General features: G+C 60.2%; 14 protein-coding genes. 8 read left to right on the top strand and 6 right to left on the bottom strand.

The features are described 5' to 3' along the window. Positions 1 to 11: 11 nt before the first annotated feature. From M1D88_RS11885 to M1D88_RS11875, 3 genes are all read right to left on the bottom strand, one after another. Complete coding sequence (locus tag M1D88_RS11885) at positions 12 to 842, bottom strand: hypothetical protein (RefSeq protein ID WP_458111065.1); 831 nt, start codon at positions 840 to 842, stop codon at positions 12 to 14. Between the two features lie 138 nt (positions 843 to 980). Beyond that, a complete protein-coding gene (locus M1D88_RS11880; protein WP_458111064.1) occupies positions 981 to 1,361 on the bottom strand; it encodes a VOC family protein in 381 nt (126 codons plus the stop codon). Positions 1,362 to 1,392: 31 nt separating this feature from the next. Further along, entirely contained in the window at positions 1,393 to 2,328 is a 936-nt protein-coding gene (locus tag M1D88_RS11875; protein ID WP_458111063.1) for a phosphotransferase enzyme family protein, read from the bottom strand. A gap of 258 nt (positions 2,329 to 2,586) precedes the next feature. On the opposite strand from M1D88_RS11875, the gene M1D88_RS11870 reads away from it, so the two are divergent. Next, positions 2,587 to 2,805, top strand: coding sequence for a hypothetical protein (locus M1D88_RS11870; protein WP_458111062.1), 219 nt, complete (start codon positions 2,587 to 2,589; stop codon positions 2,803 to 2,805). Positions 2,806 to 3,407: 602 nt separating this feature from the next. Here the strand turns inward: M1D88_RS11870 and M1D88_RS11865 are convergent. Next, positions 3,408 to 3,548 (bottom strand): hypothetical protein, encoded by a 141-nt coding sequence (locus M1D88_RS11865; protein ID WP_458111061.1) that lies wholly within the window; start codon positions 3,546 to 3,548, stop codon positions 3,408 to 3,410. Between the two features lie 142 nt (positions 3,549 to 3,690). Here M1D88_RS11865 and M1D88_RS11860 point away from each other — a divergent pair, with 142 nt between their 5' ends. Next, a complete protein-coding gene (locus M1D88_RS11860) occupies positions 3,691 to 4,011 on the top strand; it encodes a chorismate mutase (protein ID WP_458111060.1) in 321 nt (106 codons plus the stop codon). 7 nt (positions 4,012 to 4,018) lie between these two features. Here the strand turns inward: M1D88_RS11860 and M1D88_RS11855 are convergent, their stop codons facing one another. After that, complete coding sequence (locus M1D88_RS11855; protein WP_309105296.1) at positions 4,019 to 4,405, bottom strand: hypothetical protein; 387 nt, start codon at positions 4,403 to 4,405, stop codon at positions 4,019 to 4,021. A 154-nt stretch (positions 4,406 to 4,559) separates the two neighbouring features. Between M1D88_RS11855 and M1D88_RS11850 the strand changes: the two genes are divergently transcribed. The 6 genes from M1D88_RS11850 (at position 4,560) to pdxS (ending at position 12,922) form a co-directional block, all read left to right on the top strand. Then, entirely contained in the window at positions 4,560 to 4,904 is a 345-nt protein-coding gene (locus M1D88_RS11850; RefSeq protein WP_458111059.1) for a DUF6504 family protein, read from the top strand. After that, on the top strand, positions 4,901 to 8,422 hold the full coding sequence (locus M1D88_RS11845; protein WP_458111058.1) for a DNA polymerase III subunit alpha: 3,522 nt from the start codon (positions 4,901 to 4,903) through the stop codon (positions 8,420 to 8,422). The genes M1D88_RS11850 and M1D88_RS11845 overlap by 4 nt, the downstream gene beginning before the upstream one ends. Positions 8,423 to 8,524: 102 nt before the next feature. Beyond that, positions 8,525 to 10,534: a threonine--tRNA ligase gene (gene thrS / locus M1D88_RS11840; protein WP_458111057.1), complete on the top strand. Its 2,010-nt coding sequence runs from the start codon at positions 8,525 to 8,527 to the stop codon at positions 10,532 to 10,534. A gap of 21 nt (positions 10,535 to 10,555) precedes the next feature. Beyond that, positions 10,556 to 11,146, top strand: coding sequence for an HIT family protein (locus tag M1D88_RS11835; protein WP_458111056.1), 591 nt, complete (start codon positions 10,556 to 10,558; stop codon positions 11,144 to 11,146). Continuing rightward, entirely contained in the window at positions 11,139 to 11,774 is a 636-nt protein-coding gene (gene pgsA / locus M1D88_RS11830) for a phosphatidylinositol phosphate synthase (RefSeq protein WP_458111055.1), read from the top strand. The genes M1D88_RS11835 and pgsA overlap by 8 nt, the downstream gene beginning before the upstream one ends. Positions 11,775 to 11,995: 221 nt before the next feature. Next, positions 11,996 to 12,922, top strand: coding sequence for a pyridoxal 5'-phosphate synthase lyase subunit PdxS (gene pdxS / locus M1D88_RS11825; RefSeq protein WP_308198279.1), 927 nt, complete (start codon positions 11,996 to 11,998; stop codon positions 12,920 to 12,922). A gap of 209 nt (positions 12,923 to 13,131) precedes the next feature. Here pdxS and M1D88_RS11820 read toward each other — a convergent pair whose 3' ends face one another. Continuing rightward, positions 13,132 to 15,144: a M3 family metallopeptidase gene (locus M1D88_RS11820; RefSeq protein WP_458111054.1), complete on the bottom strand. Its 2,013-nt coding sequence runs from the start codon at positions 15,142 to 15,144 to the stop codon at positions 13,132 to 13,134. Between the last annotated feature and the right edge of the window lie 53 nt (positions 15,145 to 15,197).

Raw genomic sequence — 15,197 nt, 5'->3', positions numbered from 1 at the left:
ACTCTATCGGCTCAGCTGCTGCCTCCCGCCCCTCCCGTGCCCGACGGCGACGGCTCGGTTGTGTTGTCGGGTCCGGACCCTGTCGGGGACGGGGAGACAGTTACCGTACTGGTAGGTGAGCTTGTGGCTGTCGGTGAGGAACCGTCGTCGGCCTTGTCCAGGGCATCGTTAATGAGTTTCTCCAGTTCCTTCTGATCGGCGTCGCCAAGGGAGGCACCGCTCTTCGTAGCCACGACGAGCAGCCTGTCCTTCCCGGCTGAAACCTGCATCAGCATGTCCGATGTGCCTTCGCCACGGGTGCTGAGGGTGGCGAACGTTTCGTCCGCGTGAGTTTGGGCCTGGAGTTCTTCACTTTTGACATCGAGCCGTTGACCCGCGACGTCGACCGTGAATTGGGCGCATTCGCCCATCTTTCCCCGGATGTCCCTGACCAGTGACTCGGCGTCGGGTCCTCCCGGGCCGGACTGTGCTGACAGGGTGCGGGGTTCCTCGCTTTCGGAAACTGCCACGGCTACTTCGCCGTTTTCCACGCTTTCAAGCAACCCGGCGGTGGCAATGGACCTGCAGCCGCCGGGATTCACGGTTGCTGTACCCATCAGGAGCCGCGCAATCCTCTCACCCTGGTCGACCTGCTCCGGGGAGTAGAGCCGGAGCTCGTTCCCGTCGTCGTCCTTCATTCCTGACACCAGATCCCGGAGTTCTTCCTGGCTGTAGACCTTGCTTTGCGCCTCTGTCGGGGTAGGGCTGCCGGGGCTGGTGGTGCCGGAACCGCCACCTCCGGTGCAGGAGGACAGGGCGACGGCGGCAGCTGCGGCCAGGCTGAGCACGGACAAGTTTTTCACTTGAACCACCCCTAAATAATCGAAAGCATGCTTATGAATCCAAGATTAGGGCTGATCGTAGTGCCGGGATAGAACTTCCGGGGCTGTGGGAGTTTTTGTATTCAGACCGTGACGTTGGCGCCGGGCGGAAGGTGAGACTCAGGTCTCGCCTTCGACATCCTGGACGGATCGGGATAACAGACAGAACTCGTTTCCCTCGGGATCGCTGAGAACCACCCAACTGACGTCCGGCCCCTGACCCACGTCTGTGCGCCGGGCGCCGAGGGCGAGCAGGCGCTCAAGCTCCTCCGCGGTGGACACGCCGTCAGCCCGGAGGTCGAAATGCAGCCGGTTTTTGACGGTCTTGCCTTCGGGCACCGCGATGACGTCAATGGAAGGCGAGCTCCCATCCTGCGGTCCGATGCTGATGATGTCCGTATCCTCGTCAACAACATGCCAGTCAAGGACGGCACACCAGAATTCGGCCACCACCTGTGGGTGGATCGCGTCGATGGCGATAACAGCTAATCGGCTCGGCATGGCACCACGATAGCCGACTGCGGGAGGGACATCACACAGCCCTTGCCCACCCCGCCGGATCGTCGCCGGGGGGGATTGCATTGATTCCCTGCCACAGTGCGAGAATGTGTAGCCACTGGCGCTCAAGCTGTGTGAGTGGCCTCACTGTTTCGTATCCATGCAGAAGGGCCTCGCGGACCCTGGGCGGTGTTGGTTGCCAATTGGTGAACCGGGTTCCGAGGAAGACGAAAGCGTACGCGAGGTCGCTGACGCAGTAGTCCAGGGCGACCTCGTCGAAGTCGAGAACGGCGATGACCCCTGTACCAGAGGTGAGCAAATTGGAGGCCCTGTAGTCGTTGTGGATCAGCTGCGGATCGCTGTCGATCGGCGGCAGCGACGCTATCCGGTCACGAAGTCTTGCTGACGCTTCCGGCGCACTCCCGATGTCCGCATGCTGCAGCCAGGTCCCTATCCGCCGCCGCAAATCCAGCGTTCCACCAGTGTGTCGCCCTAGCTTGGTCAACCGGCTGTCTCCCTGCGTTGCCAAAGCGCAGTGCAAGCGGGCCAGAGAGGCCCCGGCCTTTCGGACCGCTGTGTCAGCAGTGACGTCAAGCAGGTCGCCGTCTATATGAGGTTGCACCGTGACGGACGAGGAATCGAAGATCACTCGGTGCCTGCCGTCAGTGGCCGCCAGCGGGGGCGCCACTGGCAGCCCTTCTTTGTGCAGCGCAGCCAGCAGATCTGCGGTTCCGGAAAATTTGACGAACTGATCCTCATCACGGGACCACTTCGCCACCAAGCGTCCGCGGTCCGTGCTGATCCAGGCGATGGCGTTGTGGTCGCTGATGATGATTCGCTCGCAGGCCTTCACCTCAATCGCCCAGGATTCGGCGAGAACCTTGGTGAGCCAGCCGGCTGCTTCGTCGAAGCTGCCAAGGCCAAACCTGTTCTTCAGCGCGATTTGTGGTTCTGTCGATTCCCAAAGCATCGATAATCCAGGTGGAAACATCTTCAGAAGTCTAATACTGCCGAATTGATTGCCTTTGACGTCGCGTCTGAAGGAAGTCATGTCATCCCGCTTGACTGGACGGTATCCTCGTGGCCGTGAGTTACTACGTCAGAGCGTTTTGTACCCATGGCGACCCTCCGCCGCTGGGGCCGGTCCTGTTGGAAGTCCATGGTGAAGATGGGGACGACGGGTCCCTCATGGGCGAAGAAATCGAGGAGTTTATGGATTTCCTGGAGGATGCGCCCAAGGGTAGGAACCGAAGACGCGTGGAGAAACATCTGCGGAAGACCCCTTTTCATCGTTGCGGCCCGGTTGCCGGTCTTCGACTTTGACGACGATGGATACACGGCCTTGGGGCATGTTCTGATCTACTTGGTTGAAAACAACGGCGCAATGATCCAGGCCGATGGAGAGGGCTTCTATGAGGGCGGGAAAGTCATAGTCGTACTTGACTAGCTGTGATGTCTCAAACGGGAGGTCTGTCGAGCCGCCGTCAAAATCCGGATGCCGGTGTCAGTGCATAAAGCCGCTGCCGTCCATGTCGCGGTCGTACTTACCGCACCGCGTACAGCGCCTATAGCGGCCGCTGCCGTCCTCTGCGGATTCTATGTGCCACGCATGGCGCAAGTTCAGTTTGCACATGAGGATCTTGAGCATGGCGCTCTCCGTTCTGACGCACGTTTAATCCGCAAACCGCGATCGCCACGTGAACATCCCAAGTTTATGCCGTGCCTCTTGTGCCAGCCAGAGAAGCGCAGCGGCGCCACTCCAACCAGGGGGCGATAGAGTTCCGAATAATCATGAAAAACAAAAACTACGTCAGTTACCTGGTTCCTCTGGTCAAGAATTTCGATTCTTCGATGTTGACCAACGCAGAATGGGATCGGCACGTTCTAAGACGCCTTACCAGGACCTTTCGACGTCGTGGTGCAGTGCGCCCAAGGGGGGTGCAGTCAATCTTCCGAGTCTTACATGACATCCCAGCACAATGAGAGCGTTCCGCTCCACGGGAAAATTCGGCGCTGTGGGCAACCTCAAAAAGTGGCAGCTGCTCCTCCCTACAGGCGTACGAATTTCCCCGCGGAGAATTGGACATGAAGGGGCAGCGCCATCTGGATGTGAGCATGGCCGACCGGTTCGTCGAGCAGCTCGTTGATAGAGGTCTGCCCGTCCAGCTCGCCGGTATGTTCCTTGTCCATGTACCGACCCTATGTGCGTTCTGGTGGTAGTGAATCCAAGACACGCGTTTCAGACTTGGCCAGCCTGTTCTAAACCTGTACGCGGCCAGCGCCAAGGGAAATGTAGTCGACTCGGGTTGCATCCTTAGATACTGTCAGTCACATGCCCACAGAATACGGACTCGACAAAAACGCCCAGGCCGACAAAGAACAGCTCGCCGCCGTGCGCGTGGCCGTGGACGAAGTGGACGAGCAGATCGTCAGCCTCATCGCCCGCAGGGAACGTCTGATCCGCATCGCCGGGACGCTAAAAGGGGACAGCGCGGAAGTACGCGCACCGGGCCGGGTGGAGCGCATCATCGAGCACGTCCGGTTCGCGGCCGAAAAGAAGGGCATTGATCCCGGCCTGGTGGAAACGACCTACCGGACCATGATCTCCGAATTCATCGAACTGGAACTCAAAGTCCAGGAAAACAACGACTGATTCAGCTTCAGAGAGATTCCTGGACCTGAACGCCTGCCTGGAATTCCCGCCCGTCGGCTTCGCTGAAGGCTGATATCAGATGCCCCTTGCCGAGACCCATTATGGTGCTCAGGGGAAAATGCCCTGTGATGGTATTGCCTGAATGCTCCACTCCGTCGAGGTCGAAGTTCTCCTCGGTGCCGTCATGGTTGAAGGCATAGAACGAGACTGCCTCGCCATTCATGAACTCGATTCCAAGCCTTCGTTGATGTGACAGGTCAGGAGTGGACGCAACAAGCCCCACGACGTAGGCGCCCGACGACGGAATATTGCCATCAATATCGAAAGTCGCCACCAAATGTGAATTCTTGGCGGCGATGCTGGCGTTTCTCAGGAGTGCTTCATTGGAACTCATGGCTCCATCCTGCTCTCTGCTTCCCCTTCCGTCCACCCCCGACCTAGGTTTTGTCATGCCTCGGGCGTAGACTGAAAGTATTCGAAGATATATTCGAAGAAGGAAGTTGTTAGAAGTTGCAAGGAAGCTGTAAGAAAGTTGCACGGAGGCATCCATGGGGATATTCAGTGAGGGTGTAGAGGTGGAATGCGCTCCTGAAGGCCAGCCCTTGAACCTTTTCTGGGCAGGGTGCCGCTACACCGTGTGTGCAGAACCGGTGCGCTGGTTTGAACGCCGTCAATGGTGGGCAGAGGAAAAAAGGGCACCCCTGGGGGCAGGCAAGGGACTGGTAGACCATGAAATCTGGCGGGTGCAAGTCAAAGCTGAAGATCAGCGTTCACCGGGGGTGCCGCAGGAACCATTAACGCTGGACCTGTCGCGCGATATTGGCAGCGGGCGCTGGAGGCTGCTGCGCATCCATGATGCCCTCCAGCCAAGAACAGCACCAAAAACAGCATGAGCTTTACCCACCTTCACGTCTCCACTGCCTTCAGCGCACACTACGGAGTCTCCTGGCCGGAGGAACTTGCCAGTGCAGCCGCGGCTGACGGGGCAACAGCATTGGCGTGCACCGACAGGGACGGGCTGTACGGAACAGTCAAACATTTAAAGGCATGCATGGCTGCGGGCATCGATCCGGTAGTGGGAGTTGATCTCGCAGTATTTGACGACGACGGCGATCACCGCACCCAGCTTTCGGGCCGGGTTGTTGTCCTCGCCCATGGACACAACAACGGAGCCGGCTACCGTGCCCTTTGCCGGCTTATCTCCGACGCCCATGCAAGGACAACAGGCAAGGCAGGGGGAGTGGTTCCTGTCGCAGTGACCAGGGCGGAGCTGGCATCCAGAACACTGGATCCCGACACTTTGAAACCGGTCCTGACCGTTCTCATCGGACCTGATTCCGACGTCGGCCGGTCCATGGGAGGACGGAAATACCTACTTCCCCGCACCTTGTTCAAGCGCTGGCTGGAAGCAATGCCCCAGGGAACAGTAGTGGCCGAAGTCGTGTCACAGCTAAGCCCCCCAGGAGCCCCACTGAGCACTGCCCATGCTGTGCGCATGCTCAAACTCGCCGCCGAACACCATGTACCAGCCGTCCTGACCAACGCCGTCAGGTACTGCGAAGAGGATGGAGCTGCCACAGCAGATGTCCTCGATTCCGCCCGCACACTGAAATCACTTCCTGAACTCTCCTCAGCCCCCCTTCTGCAACCAACAGGACAAGGCTGGTTCAAGTCCAAGGCGCACATGGTGCAGCTGGCAAAAGAAATCATCCACTCAGCGGGGTACGGCACAGCTGACCTGAAAAGACTGCTGGCTCAAACGGAGGCGCTCGCGGATCGTTGCCGGATGGATCCAGTCTCCGACATGGGCTGGAAGCAACCGGTTGTTCCTGAAACTTCCGTCATCGGCATCGCCGGTGATCCTTTAGTGGAACTGATCCAGCGGTGTGAGGCCGGGATCGGCCGCCGCTTCCCGGGGATCTCCGGAAAGCAGGAAGTTGAAATGCGCTCCCGGTTGGAGCATGAACTAAGGATCATCGGAAACCTCGGCTTTGCTTCCTACTTCCTCACCGTTGCCGAAGTTTCCCGCATGATCCTGGATATGAACGTCAGGGCGGCGGCCAGGGGCTCCGGAGCCTCAAGCCTGGTCAACTACCTTATTGATATCAGCCAGGTGAATCCCCTCCAGCACGACCTCGTATTTGAACGGTTTCTTTCCGGCGACAGGGCGACCCTGCCCGATATTGACATCGACGTCGAAAGCGCCGAAAGGCACAACGTTTACCGGAAAATCTTTGACCGGTTCGGGGCTGAACGGGTCACTTTGATGAGCATGCAAAACGGGTACCGCGCTCGCGGTGCTGTCCGGGATGCAGGCATGGCACTTGGAATGGACGACGGCGAAATAGGCGAAATCGCGAAACAGCTGTGGCGCTTTTCCGCGCGTAAATTCCGCGAAGCCCTTGCTGAGAAGCCGGAACTACGGGAGTTCGCTGGCCGGGTTGAGCGGGATTTTTCTGAAAACCAGCAGCTTGATCTTTTGGTTGATCTCACTGAACGACTGGACCGGTTGCCTCGCCACATCTCCATGCACCCCTGCGGAGTGATCCTGGGCGATTCCACCCTTTTGGACCGGACCCCGGTCCAGCCCAGCGGACTGGGATTACCGATGAGCCAATTCGATAAACACGACATGGATCCCATGGGAATGCTGAAGCTCGATGTCCTGGGGGTCAGGATGCAAAGCGCCATGGCCTTTGCGGTCCGGGAAGTGATCCGGCTTCATCCCTCCAAGGCAGAGGTAACAGCAGCTGGTTTGCATCCTCCTGGCAATGACGGGAAAGGTCCTGACTACATCTCTGATGACGGGCATATAGACCTCAATGCAGTGCCCTTGGATGATGAACCAACCTATGAACTGATACGCAGTACCCACACTCTTGGTTGCTTCCAGATCGAATCTCCGGGGCAGCGGGAACTGGTAGGCAAAATGGCCCCCCGGGATTTCAATGACCTCATCATCGACATTTCGCTTTTCCGCCCTGGGCCCATGAAGTCGGACATGGTCAGGCCTTTCCTGGAGCACCGGCATGGGTTTTCACCGGAGGTTTATCCCCATCCTGATCTGAAGCCTGTCCTGCAGGAAACCCATGGAGTCACGGTGTTCCATGAGCAGATCCTGAAGACCTTGGACGTGATGACAGGGTGCGGGCTTGCCAGGGCTGACGAGTTCCGCCGCGTGCTTGGAAATGAGGCCTTGGAATTCAAAGTGGAAGAGTTTTTCCGCCGCGAGGCCAAAGCCAAAGGCTATTCCCCCGAAGTGGTGGACAAGGTCTGGGGAACCCTGAAATCCTTTGCCAGCTTTGGTTTCTGCAAGGCTCACGGGGCGGCCTTTGCTGTACCCACCTACCAGTCGGCCTGGTTGAAAGCGCATCATCCGGAAGCGTTCCTTGCCGGGCTCTGGGAACATGATCCTGGCATGTACCCCAAGCGGCTTCTTGTTGCGGAAGCCCGGCGGCTGGGAATCCCCATCCTTCCCCTGGACATCAACAGGAGCAAAGCCGAATACCGGGTAGAACGGGTTGAGTCGGGGGAGCATGCCGGGAAGCTGGGGATCCGGCTAAGCCTCAAGGGCATCTTCGGATTGTCGGCCTCAGAGCTTAAGAGGATCGTTGCCGGACAACCGTACGATTCCCTGGCGGATTTGCGGGCACGTTCACGCCTATCCAAACCTGGCATCAAGCGGCTCGCCCAACTGGGTGCTTTTGATTCCCTTCACCGTGAATCCGGAAATGATGCGAACCGTGCTGACCTCGTCCTTCATCTGCAAAACCTTCAGAGCCGTCCCACCAAGAAAGGCGTTGATGTCATTGAAGGGCAACTTGCTCTGCCTTTAGGGGACGTGGAACTGAACAATCTCCAGCGGGGGCTACCGGCTCCCACCATGGTGGAGAATGTCCGTGCAGAACTTGACCTGATGGCCGTGGACGTCAGTGAGCACCTGATGGAGAGCCATCGGCCACTCCTGAACCGGCTGGGGGTAACAACCGCCGACAAGCTGCTTGGCCTTCGTAACGGTACTGAGGTGCTGGTGGCCGGTGTCCGGATCGCCACCCAGACACCGCCCATGAGGGGAGGCCGCCGTGTGGTTTTCATCAGTATCGATGACGGCACTGGATGCGTGGATTCTGTCTTTTTCCACGAGGCGCAGGAATTGGCCGGTCCTTTGCTCTTTGGAACACGCCTGCTCCTGATCCGGGGAACCACCCGCAGGACCGGACCCAGGGGGATCAGTTTGAGTGCCAGCATGGCATGGGACCTCAGCAGGATAGAAACCCTCCCCTTCCCGCCGGCGGATCAAAACCAGTACAGCTTGACTACAAGCACCGAGGAGGACCAGATGACCTTTGGCCAGGCCGGGCCTTTGGACGGGATCGCCCGCAACCTGGCCATCACCGGGCTCGGCAGCTGAGCTGCGTCGGGGGCTGCCCAGAAACCGATACGATGGACGAGGCTGGCTGTGGTCCCCGTACGCCACAAGCTACGAAGCCTCAACATTGAATAGGAGACACCCGTGTCAGATGCCCAGCAGATCACCCTCATCGTCGATGGCGAAGAGACCAAGGTGACTACCGGGACCACCGGCGCGGAACTCTTTTTTGAGCGCCGCGACGTCGTTGTAGCCCGCGTGGACGGCGAACTCAAGGACCTGGACCAGCCGCTGCCGGAAGGTGCGGTTATTGAAGGCGTCACCATCGATTCCCCTGACGGACTGAACGTCCTCCGGCATTCGACAGCCCACGTCATGGCCCAGGCCGTACAGCAGCTTCGCCCTGACGCCAAGCTCGGAATCGGCCCGTACATCACGGACGGTTTTTACTTCGACTTCGACGTTGAGGAGCCCTTCACGCCCGAAGACTTGCGTCAGCTTGAAAAGATGATGCTTAAGATCGTCAACCAGAACCAGAAGTTCGTCCGGCGCGTCGTCAGCGAGGACGAGGCCCGTGAAGCCATGAAGGATGAGCCCTACAAGCTCGAACTGCTGGGCAAGAAGAACAACGCCGCCGACGCCGGCGAGGGGGTTAATGTCGAGGTCGGTGCTGGCGACATCACCATCTACGACAACGTTGACCGCAAGAGCGGCGACAGCGTCTGGTGCGACCTTTGCCGCGGGCCCCACCTGCCAAACACCAAGCTGATCTCCAATGCCTTCGCCCTGACCCGGTCATCGGCCGCCTACTGGCTGGGCAACCAGAATAACCAGCAGTTGCAGCGGATCTACGGCACAGCCTGGCCCACCAAAGATGCCCTTAAGGCCTACCAGGAGCGCATCGCCGAGGCGGAGCGCCGCGACCACCGAAAGCTGGGCGCCGAACTGGATCTGTTCTCCTTCCCCGACGAGCTGGGTTCAGGCCTGCCGGTGTTCCACCCCAAGGGCGGCATCATCCGCAAGGCCATGGAGGACTACTCCCGCCAGCGCCACGTGGATGCGGGCTACGAATTCGTCTACACCCCGCACATCACCAAAGGGCACCTCTACGAAGTCTCAGGCCACCTGGACTGGTACAGGGACGGCATGTTCCCGGCAATGCACGTTGACGCGGAACTCAACGAGGACGGCACGGTCCGCAAACCAGGCCAGGACTATTACCTGAAGCCGATGAACTGCCCCATGCACAACCTCATCTTCCGTTCCCGCGGGCGGTCCTACCGCGAGCTGCCACTGAGGCTCTTCGAATTCGGGTCTGTCTACCGGTATGAAAAGTCGGGTGTGGTGCACGGCCTGACCCGTGTGCGGGGTATGACACAGGACGACGCCCACATCTATTGCACCCGCGAGCAGATGAAAGACGAGCTCACCACCACGCTGAACTTCGTGCTGGGTCTCCTCAAGGACTACGGCCTGGATGATTTCTACCTGGAGCTGTCCACCAAGAACGAAGACAAGTTCGTCGGTGAGGACGCCGCCTGGGAAGAAGCCACCCGGACCCTCGCCGAAGTCGCCGAGGCCTCGGGGCTGGACCTCATTCCGGATCCGGGCGGAGCCGCGTTCTACGGTCCCAAGATCTCGGTACAGGCCAAAGACGCCCTCGGCCGGACCTGGCAGATGTCCACCATCCAGCTGGACTTCAACCTGCCCGAACGCTTCGAGCTCGAGTTCCAGGCCGCTGATGGCACACGCCAGCGCCCCGTGATGATCCACCGTGCCCTGTTCGGCTCGGTTGAGCGGTTCATGGGTGTTTTGACCGAGCACTACGCCGGAGCGTTCCCGGCATGGCTGGCGCCCGTGCAGGTTGTTGGCATCCCGGTGGCGGAAGCGTTCAACGACTACATGTTCGACGTCGTGGATCAGCTTAAGGCGGCCGGCATCCGTGCCGAGGTGGACATTTCATCAGACCGGTTTCCCAAGAAAATCCGCACAGCAAGCAAGGACAAGATCCCGTTCGTCCTGATCGCCGGCGGCGAAGACGCTGAAGCCGGAGCAGTATCCTTCCGGTTCAGGGATGGCAGTCAGGATAACGGGGTGCCGGTTGCTGAGGCTGTCCGCCGCATTGTCGACGCCGTCCGCGACCGGACCAGGTAGCGGAAACCGGAAGGGTAGAGCGTGCAGGAGAACACAGGCGCGGACGCGGACTATTCCGGCGACGCCGGGGTGACTGACGACTTCGGCCTGGTCGGAGTTCCGGACGCGTTCCAGCGCCTGTGGACTCCGCACCGTATGGCCTACATCAAGGGTGGGCAGCACCAGTTCAAAAACCAGGATGATTGCCCGTTCTGCGTCGCACCAGGGCGCAGCGACGAGGAATCCTTGATCGTGTATCGGGGGAAGCGCAACTACGTGGTACTGAACTTGTTCCCCTACAATCCCGGACACCTGCTGATTTGCCCATACAGGCATGTCCCTGACTACACAGACCTCACTGAAGAGGAAACCGCCGAGTTCTCCGCCCTGACCCAAACGGCCATGCGGGTTCTGCGGAAAGTGGCCAACCCCGGAGGATTCAATCTTGGGATGAACCAGGGCGTGGTGGGAGGTGCCGGCATCGCGGGTCACCTGCATCAGCATGTAGTGCCGCGCTGGGGCGGGGACGGAAATTTCTTCCCGATCATCGCCCAGACCAAAGCCGTCACGCAGACGCTGGACGAGGTGCGCCAACAGGTTGCCGAGGCATGGCCGGAGGACCAAGGTGCTTAACAGACACGCCCGTGGTTTCTTCACCAGGCTTTTCACCCCGCTGGCACGTTGGCTGCTGAAGCATGGAGTATCGCCGGACGCGGTCACCATCTTCGGCACAGCAGGCGCGGTGGTGGGAGCCCTCGTTTTCTATCCCATTGGCCAGCTGTGGTGGGGGACGATCTTCATCACAGCCTTCATCTTCTCCGATGTGGTTGACGGCATCATGGCCCGGATTGCGGACAAGGGCGGCCGGTGGGGAAACTTCCTTGACTCCACGCTGGACCGGATAGCCGACGGCGCGCTGTTCGCCGGACTTGCCATCTGGTTCTTTATGGGCGGAGCCAACACGGCAATCGGCATTGGCGCCCTGATCTGCCTTGTGCTGGGAATGGTGGTTTCCTATGTGCGGGCCAAAGCTGAGTCCTTGGGTTTCAACGCCAATGTCGGCATTGCCGAACGTGCGGAGCGGCTGGTGTCTGTGCTGGTTGTGACCGGATTTACCGGGCTCGGTCTGCCGCAGGCTGTGTTGCTGGTGACCCTGGCTGTGCTCGCCGCCGCAAGTTTTGTGACTATTGTGCAGCGCATTGTCACCGTCCGGCGGCAGTCCCTGGACGAGGCGGGCACCGCGTTCGAGCAGCCCGCCTAAAGCATCCCAACCCCGCCTGAACCTGCACCTAACCCGCACTGGACCAGCGGTCTGCCGCTGTCCGTCATAGGAATTAAGCCCCTCAGCCACGGGGGACTAGTATTAGGAATACCTGAATCAATGGATCCGGTAATCCGGTGTGGCGATGCTGGTTTTGCGTGCCGTCAGCACCGATCGGGAATCCGGATCAAAGTAACATCTATCTACCCATAGGGGTTTTTGTGTCTACACCTGATGTAAGCAGCGAAGCCGGCTCGTCGGCGAACGGCGTCACGGGCAGCAAGCGCGTCAAGCGCGGTATGGCTGAGATGCTCAAGGGCGGCGTCATTATGGACGTCGTTAACGTCGAGCAGGCCCGCATCGCCGAAGACGCCGGTGCCGTTGCAGTAATGGCGCTGGAACGTGTTCCGGCCGATATCCGTGCCCAGGGCGGCGTGTCCCGCATGTCCGATCCTGACATGATCGACAAGATCATCGAAGCTGTCTCCGTGCCGGTCATGGCCAAGGCCCGGATCGGCCACTTTGTTGAGGCGCAGGTCCTGCAGTCCCTCGGAGTGGACTACATTGACGAGTCCGAAGTCCTGACCCCGGCCGACTACACCAACCACATCGACAAGTGGGAATTCACTGTTCCCTTCGTCTGTGGTGCCACCAACCTCGGTGAGGCGCTGCGGCGCATCAACGAGGGCGCGGCGATGATCCGGTCCAAGGGCGAGGCCGGCACCGGAGACGTCTCCAACGCCACCACCCACATGCGCCAGATCCGTGCCGAGCTCCGCCGGCTCTCCTCACTGCCCGAGGATGAGCTGTATGTGGCCGCCAAGGAACTGCAGGCACCGTATGAACTGGTCAAGGAAGTAGCGCTTTCGGGCAAGCTTCCTGTGGTCCTGTTCACCGCCGGTGGCATCGCCACCCCCGCTGACGCGGCCATGATGATGCAGCTTGGCGCCGACGGCGTGTTCGTCGGCTCGGGTATCTTCAAGTCCGGGAACCCGGCCCAGCGCGCCGCCGCCGTCGTGAAGGCCACCACCTTCTTCGATGACCCGGACGTCATCGCCAAGGCCTCCCGCGGCCTGGGCGAGGCAATGGTCGGCATCAACGTGGACGAGATCCCGCAGCCGCACCGCCTCGCCGAACGCGGCTGGTAGTCCTCTGCGTTACGGCTGGTCCTGATCCTCTGCTTGCTATTCCCCACGTCCCGCTGAAGCCGCTTCGCGGCGAGCGGGGACGCAGGGCCCCTTTTACGCAAACTGCCGGACCATGACCAGCGTCTAGCAACAAACCGCGACGGCGGCGAGTCACCTGCAGTAGGTGACTCGCCGCCGTCGTTTATATGGACGAGTTAGGACTGGGACCGTTACTCGAGGCCGCGGCGCTTGAGGAGGGGTTCCAGTTGGGCGTCCCTGCCGCGGAATGCGCGGAACGATTCAAGGGGATCCCGGCTGTTTCCCCGGGCCAGCAGCTCAGTGCGGAAGAACTCACCGTTCTGCCGGTTGAATCCACCGTTCTCCTTGAACCACCCGACGGTGTCGGCGTCGAGCACTTCGCTCCAGATGTATGAGTAGTAGCCGGCCGAGTAGCCATCTCCGGCAAAGATGTGCTGGAAATAGCCGGTCCTGTAACGCGGCGGGATCAGCGTGTGGGCGACGCCGGCAGAAGCCAGTGCTTTCGCCTCGAATTCCAAGGGATCGGCAGGAACCTCAGAGGCGTCGAGTACATGCCAGGCGAGATCAAGCAGGGCGGCGCTCAGGTACTCCGTGGTGCCGAAACCCTCCCCCCAAAGCTCGGCGTCTTTAAGCCGGTCAACTAAATCCTGGGGAAGGGGCTCGCCCGTCTCGTGGTGCCGGGCGTAGTTGGCCAGGACTTCGGGCCACATGATCCACATTTCGTTGACCTGCGAGGGGTATTCAACGAAGTCCCGCGGCACTGACGTGCCTGAGAACCGGGGAAAGGTGACATTGGAGAACAGGCCGTGGAGCGCGTGGCCGAACTCGTGAAAAGCGGTACGCAGCTCGTCGAGGGTGAGGAGGGTCGGCTCGCCAGCGGGAGGCTTGGAGATATTGAGGTTGTTGATGACCACAGGCTTGCTCCCAAGCAGGGCCGATTGTTCAACCAGCGAGTTCATCCACGCGCCGCCCCGCTTGGATTCACGGCTGTAGTAGTCGCCCAGGAACAGGCCAAGCTCAGAGCCGTCTTCGTTCCGGACCTCCCACACCCTGACATCCTCGTGATAGCCCGGGAGATCGTTTCGTTCGTGGAATGTGACGCCGTAAAGGGTGGTGGCTGCAAAAAACACGCCGTCTGTCAGCACCCGGTCCAGTTCAAAGTAGGGCCGCAGTTGCTGGTCATCAACCGAATACCGGTCCTTCTTCACTTGCGCCGAATAGTACGCCCAATCCCATGCTTCCAACCGGTGGCCTGCGATCTCCGCCAGCGCAGCAGCCTCCTCGTCAGCGTTCCGCACAGCAGCCGGAGCCAGCCTTCTCATCATGGACTGCACGGCTTCGAAGTCCGGGGCTGTCTGACGGTCCACAGTCAGTTCTGCATAGTTTCCGAAGCCCAGCAGGGCAGCCTTTTCAGATCGCAGCCGCACCAGGTCCTTGACGAGGTCCAGGACATCAAGGCTGCCGCCGCTGCTCCCGCGGCTGACAGATGCCTCGTACAGCCGGCGGCGCACGGCCCGGTTTTCCAAGGCTGACATTGCCGGCTGATTGCTCGGCAGGATCAAGGTGAGGAGAAACTTGCCCTCATGTCCGGCCAGGCGCGCGGCTTCCGCTGCATTGGCAATGTCATCGGCGGGAAGCCCTGCCAGTTCACCTTCGTCCTCCAGCAGCAAGGCGGACTGCTTCATACCTTCCTTCACGCGTTGGCCGTACTCGGTGCCAAGGCGGGAGAGCTCCGCATTGACTTCTCTGAGCCTTTCCTGCCCGGCGTCGTCCAGCTGGATCCCTGACTCCCGGAATTCTTTGAGGTACTCCTGGACCAGCCGCGCCGATTCGTCGTCGAGTCCTTCTGTCTTCAACGCATCGAAGCGTTCGAACAGTGCTCTGTTCATGTAGATTGCGTCCTGGTGCGCCGCGAACAGGGGTGACACTTCTGTCTCCAGGGAGCGGATGGCATCTGATGCGTGTGCCGAAACCAGCGTGAAGAAGGAGGCCGCCGCGCGTTGAAGGAGGGCACCGCTGCGCTCCATCGCCAGAACCGTGTTCTCGAACGTTGGCGGCTCTGGGTTCGCGGCGATTTCCCCTATTTCTTCAAGCTGCTCCGCCAGACCGGCCCGGATCGCTTCCCCGTAGTGGGTTTCCGCGATATCGGCAAAGGGCGGCAGGCCGAAGGGCAGAGGGCTGGGTGTCAGAAGGGGGTTCGTCATGAAGCAACAATTTCACGCGGCGGCATGGTTGACCAGCATCGGCGGCGTTCGCC

Source organism: Arthrobacter sp. R1-13, from assembly GCF_054161475.1.
The sequence above is the reverse complement of the archived record's forward strand: the minus strand, read 5'-3'. Positions and strand labels throughout refer to the sequence as shown.

What these genes read in the sequence shown, in the direction of transcription:
- M1D88_RS11880 (WP_458111064.1), bottom strand. Translation starts at nt 1,361, where the DNA reads ATGCCGAGCCGATTAGCTGTTATCGCCATCGACGCGATCCACCCACAG.
- M1D88_RS11875 (WP_458111063.1), bottom strand. Translation starts at nt 2,328, where the DNA reads ATGCTTTGGGAATCGACAGAACCACAAATCGCGCTGAAGAACAGGTTT.
- M1D88_RS11870 (WP_458111062.1), top strand. Translation starts at nt 2,587, where the DNA reads ATGCGCCCAAGGGTAGGAACCGAAGACGCGTGGAGAAACATCTGCGGA.
- M1D88_RS11865 (WP_458111061.1), bottom strand. Translation starts at nt 3,548, where the DNA reads ATGGACAAGGAACATACCGGCGAGCTGGACGGGCAGACCTCTATCAAC.
- M1D88_RS11860 (WP_458111060.1), top strand. Translation starts at nt 3,691, where the DNA reads ATGCCCACAGAATACGGACTCGACAAAAACGCCCAGGCCGACAAAGAA.
- M1D88_RS11855 (WP_309105296.1), bottom strand. Translation starts at nt 4,405, where the DNA reads ATGAGTTCCAATGAAGCACTCCTGAGAAACGCCAGCATCGCCGCCAAG.
- M1D88_RS11850 (WP_458111059.1), top strand. Translation starts at nt 4,560, where the DNA reads ATGGGGATATTCAGTGAGGGTGTAGAGGTGGAATGCGCTCCTGAAGGC.
- M1D88_RS11845 (WP_458111058.1), top strand. Translation starts at nt 4,901, where the DNA reads ATGAGCTTTACCCACCTTCACGTCTCCACTGCCTTCAGCGCACACTAC.
- M1D88_RS11820 (WP_458111054.1), bottom strand. Translation starts at nt 15,144, where the DNA reads ATGACGAACCCCCTTCTGACACCCAGCCCTCTGCCCTTCGGCCTGCCG.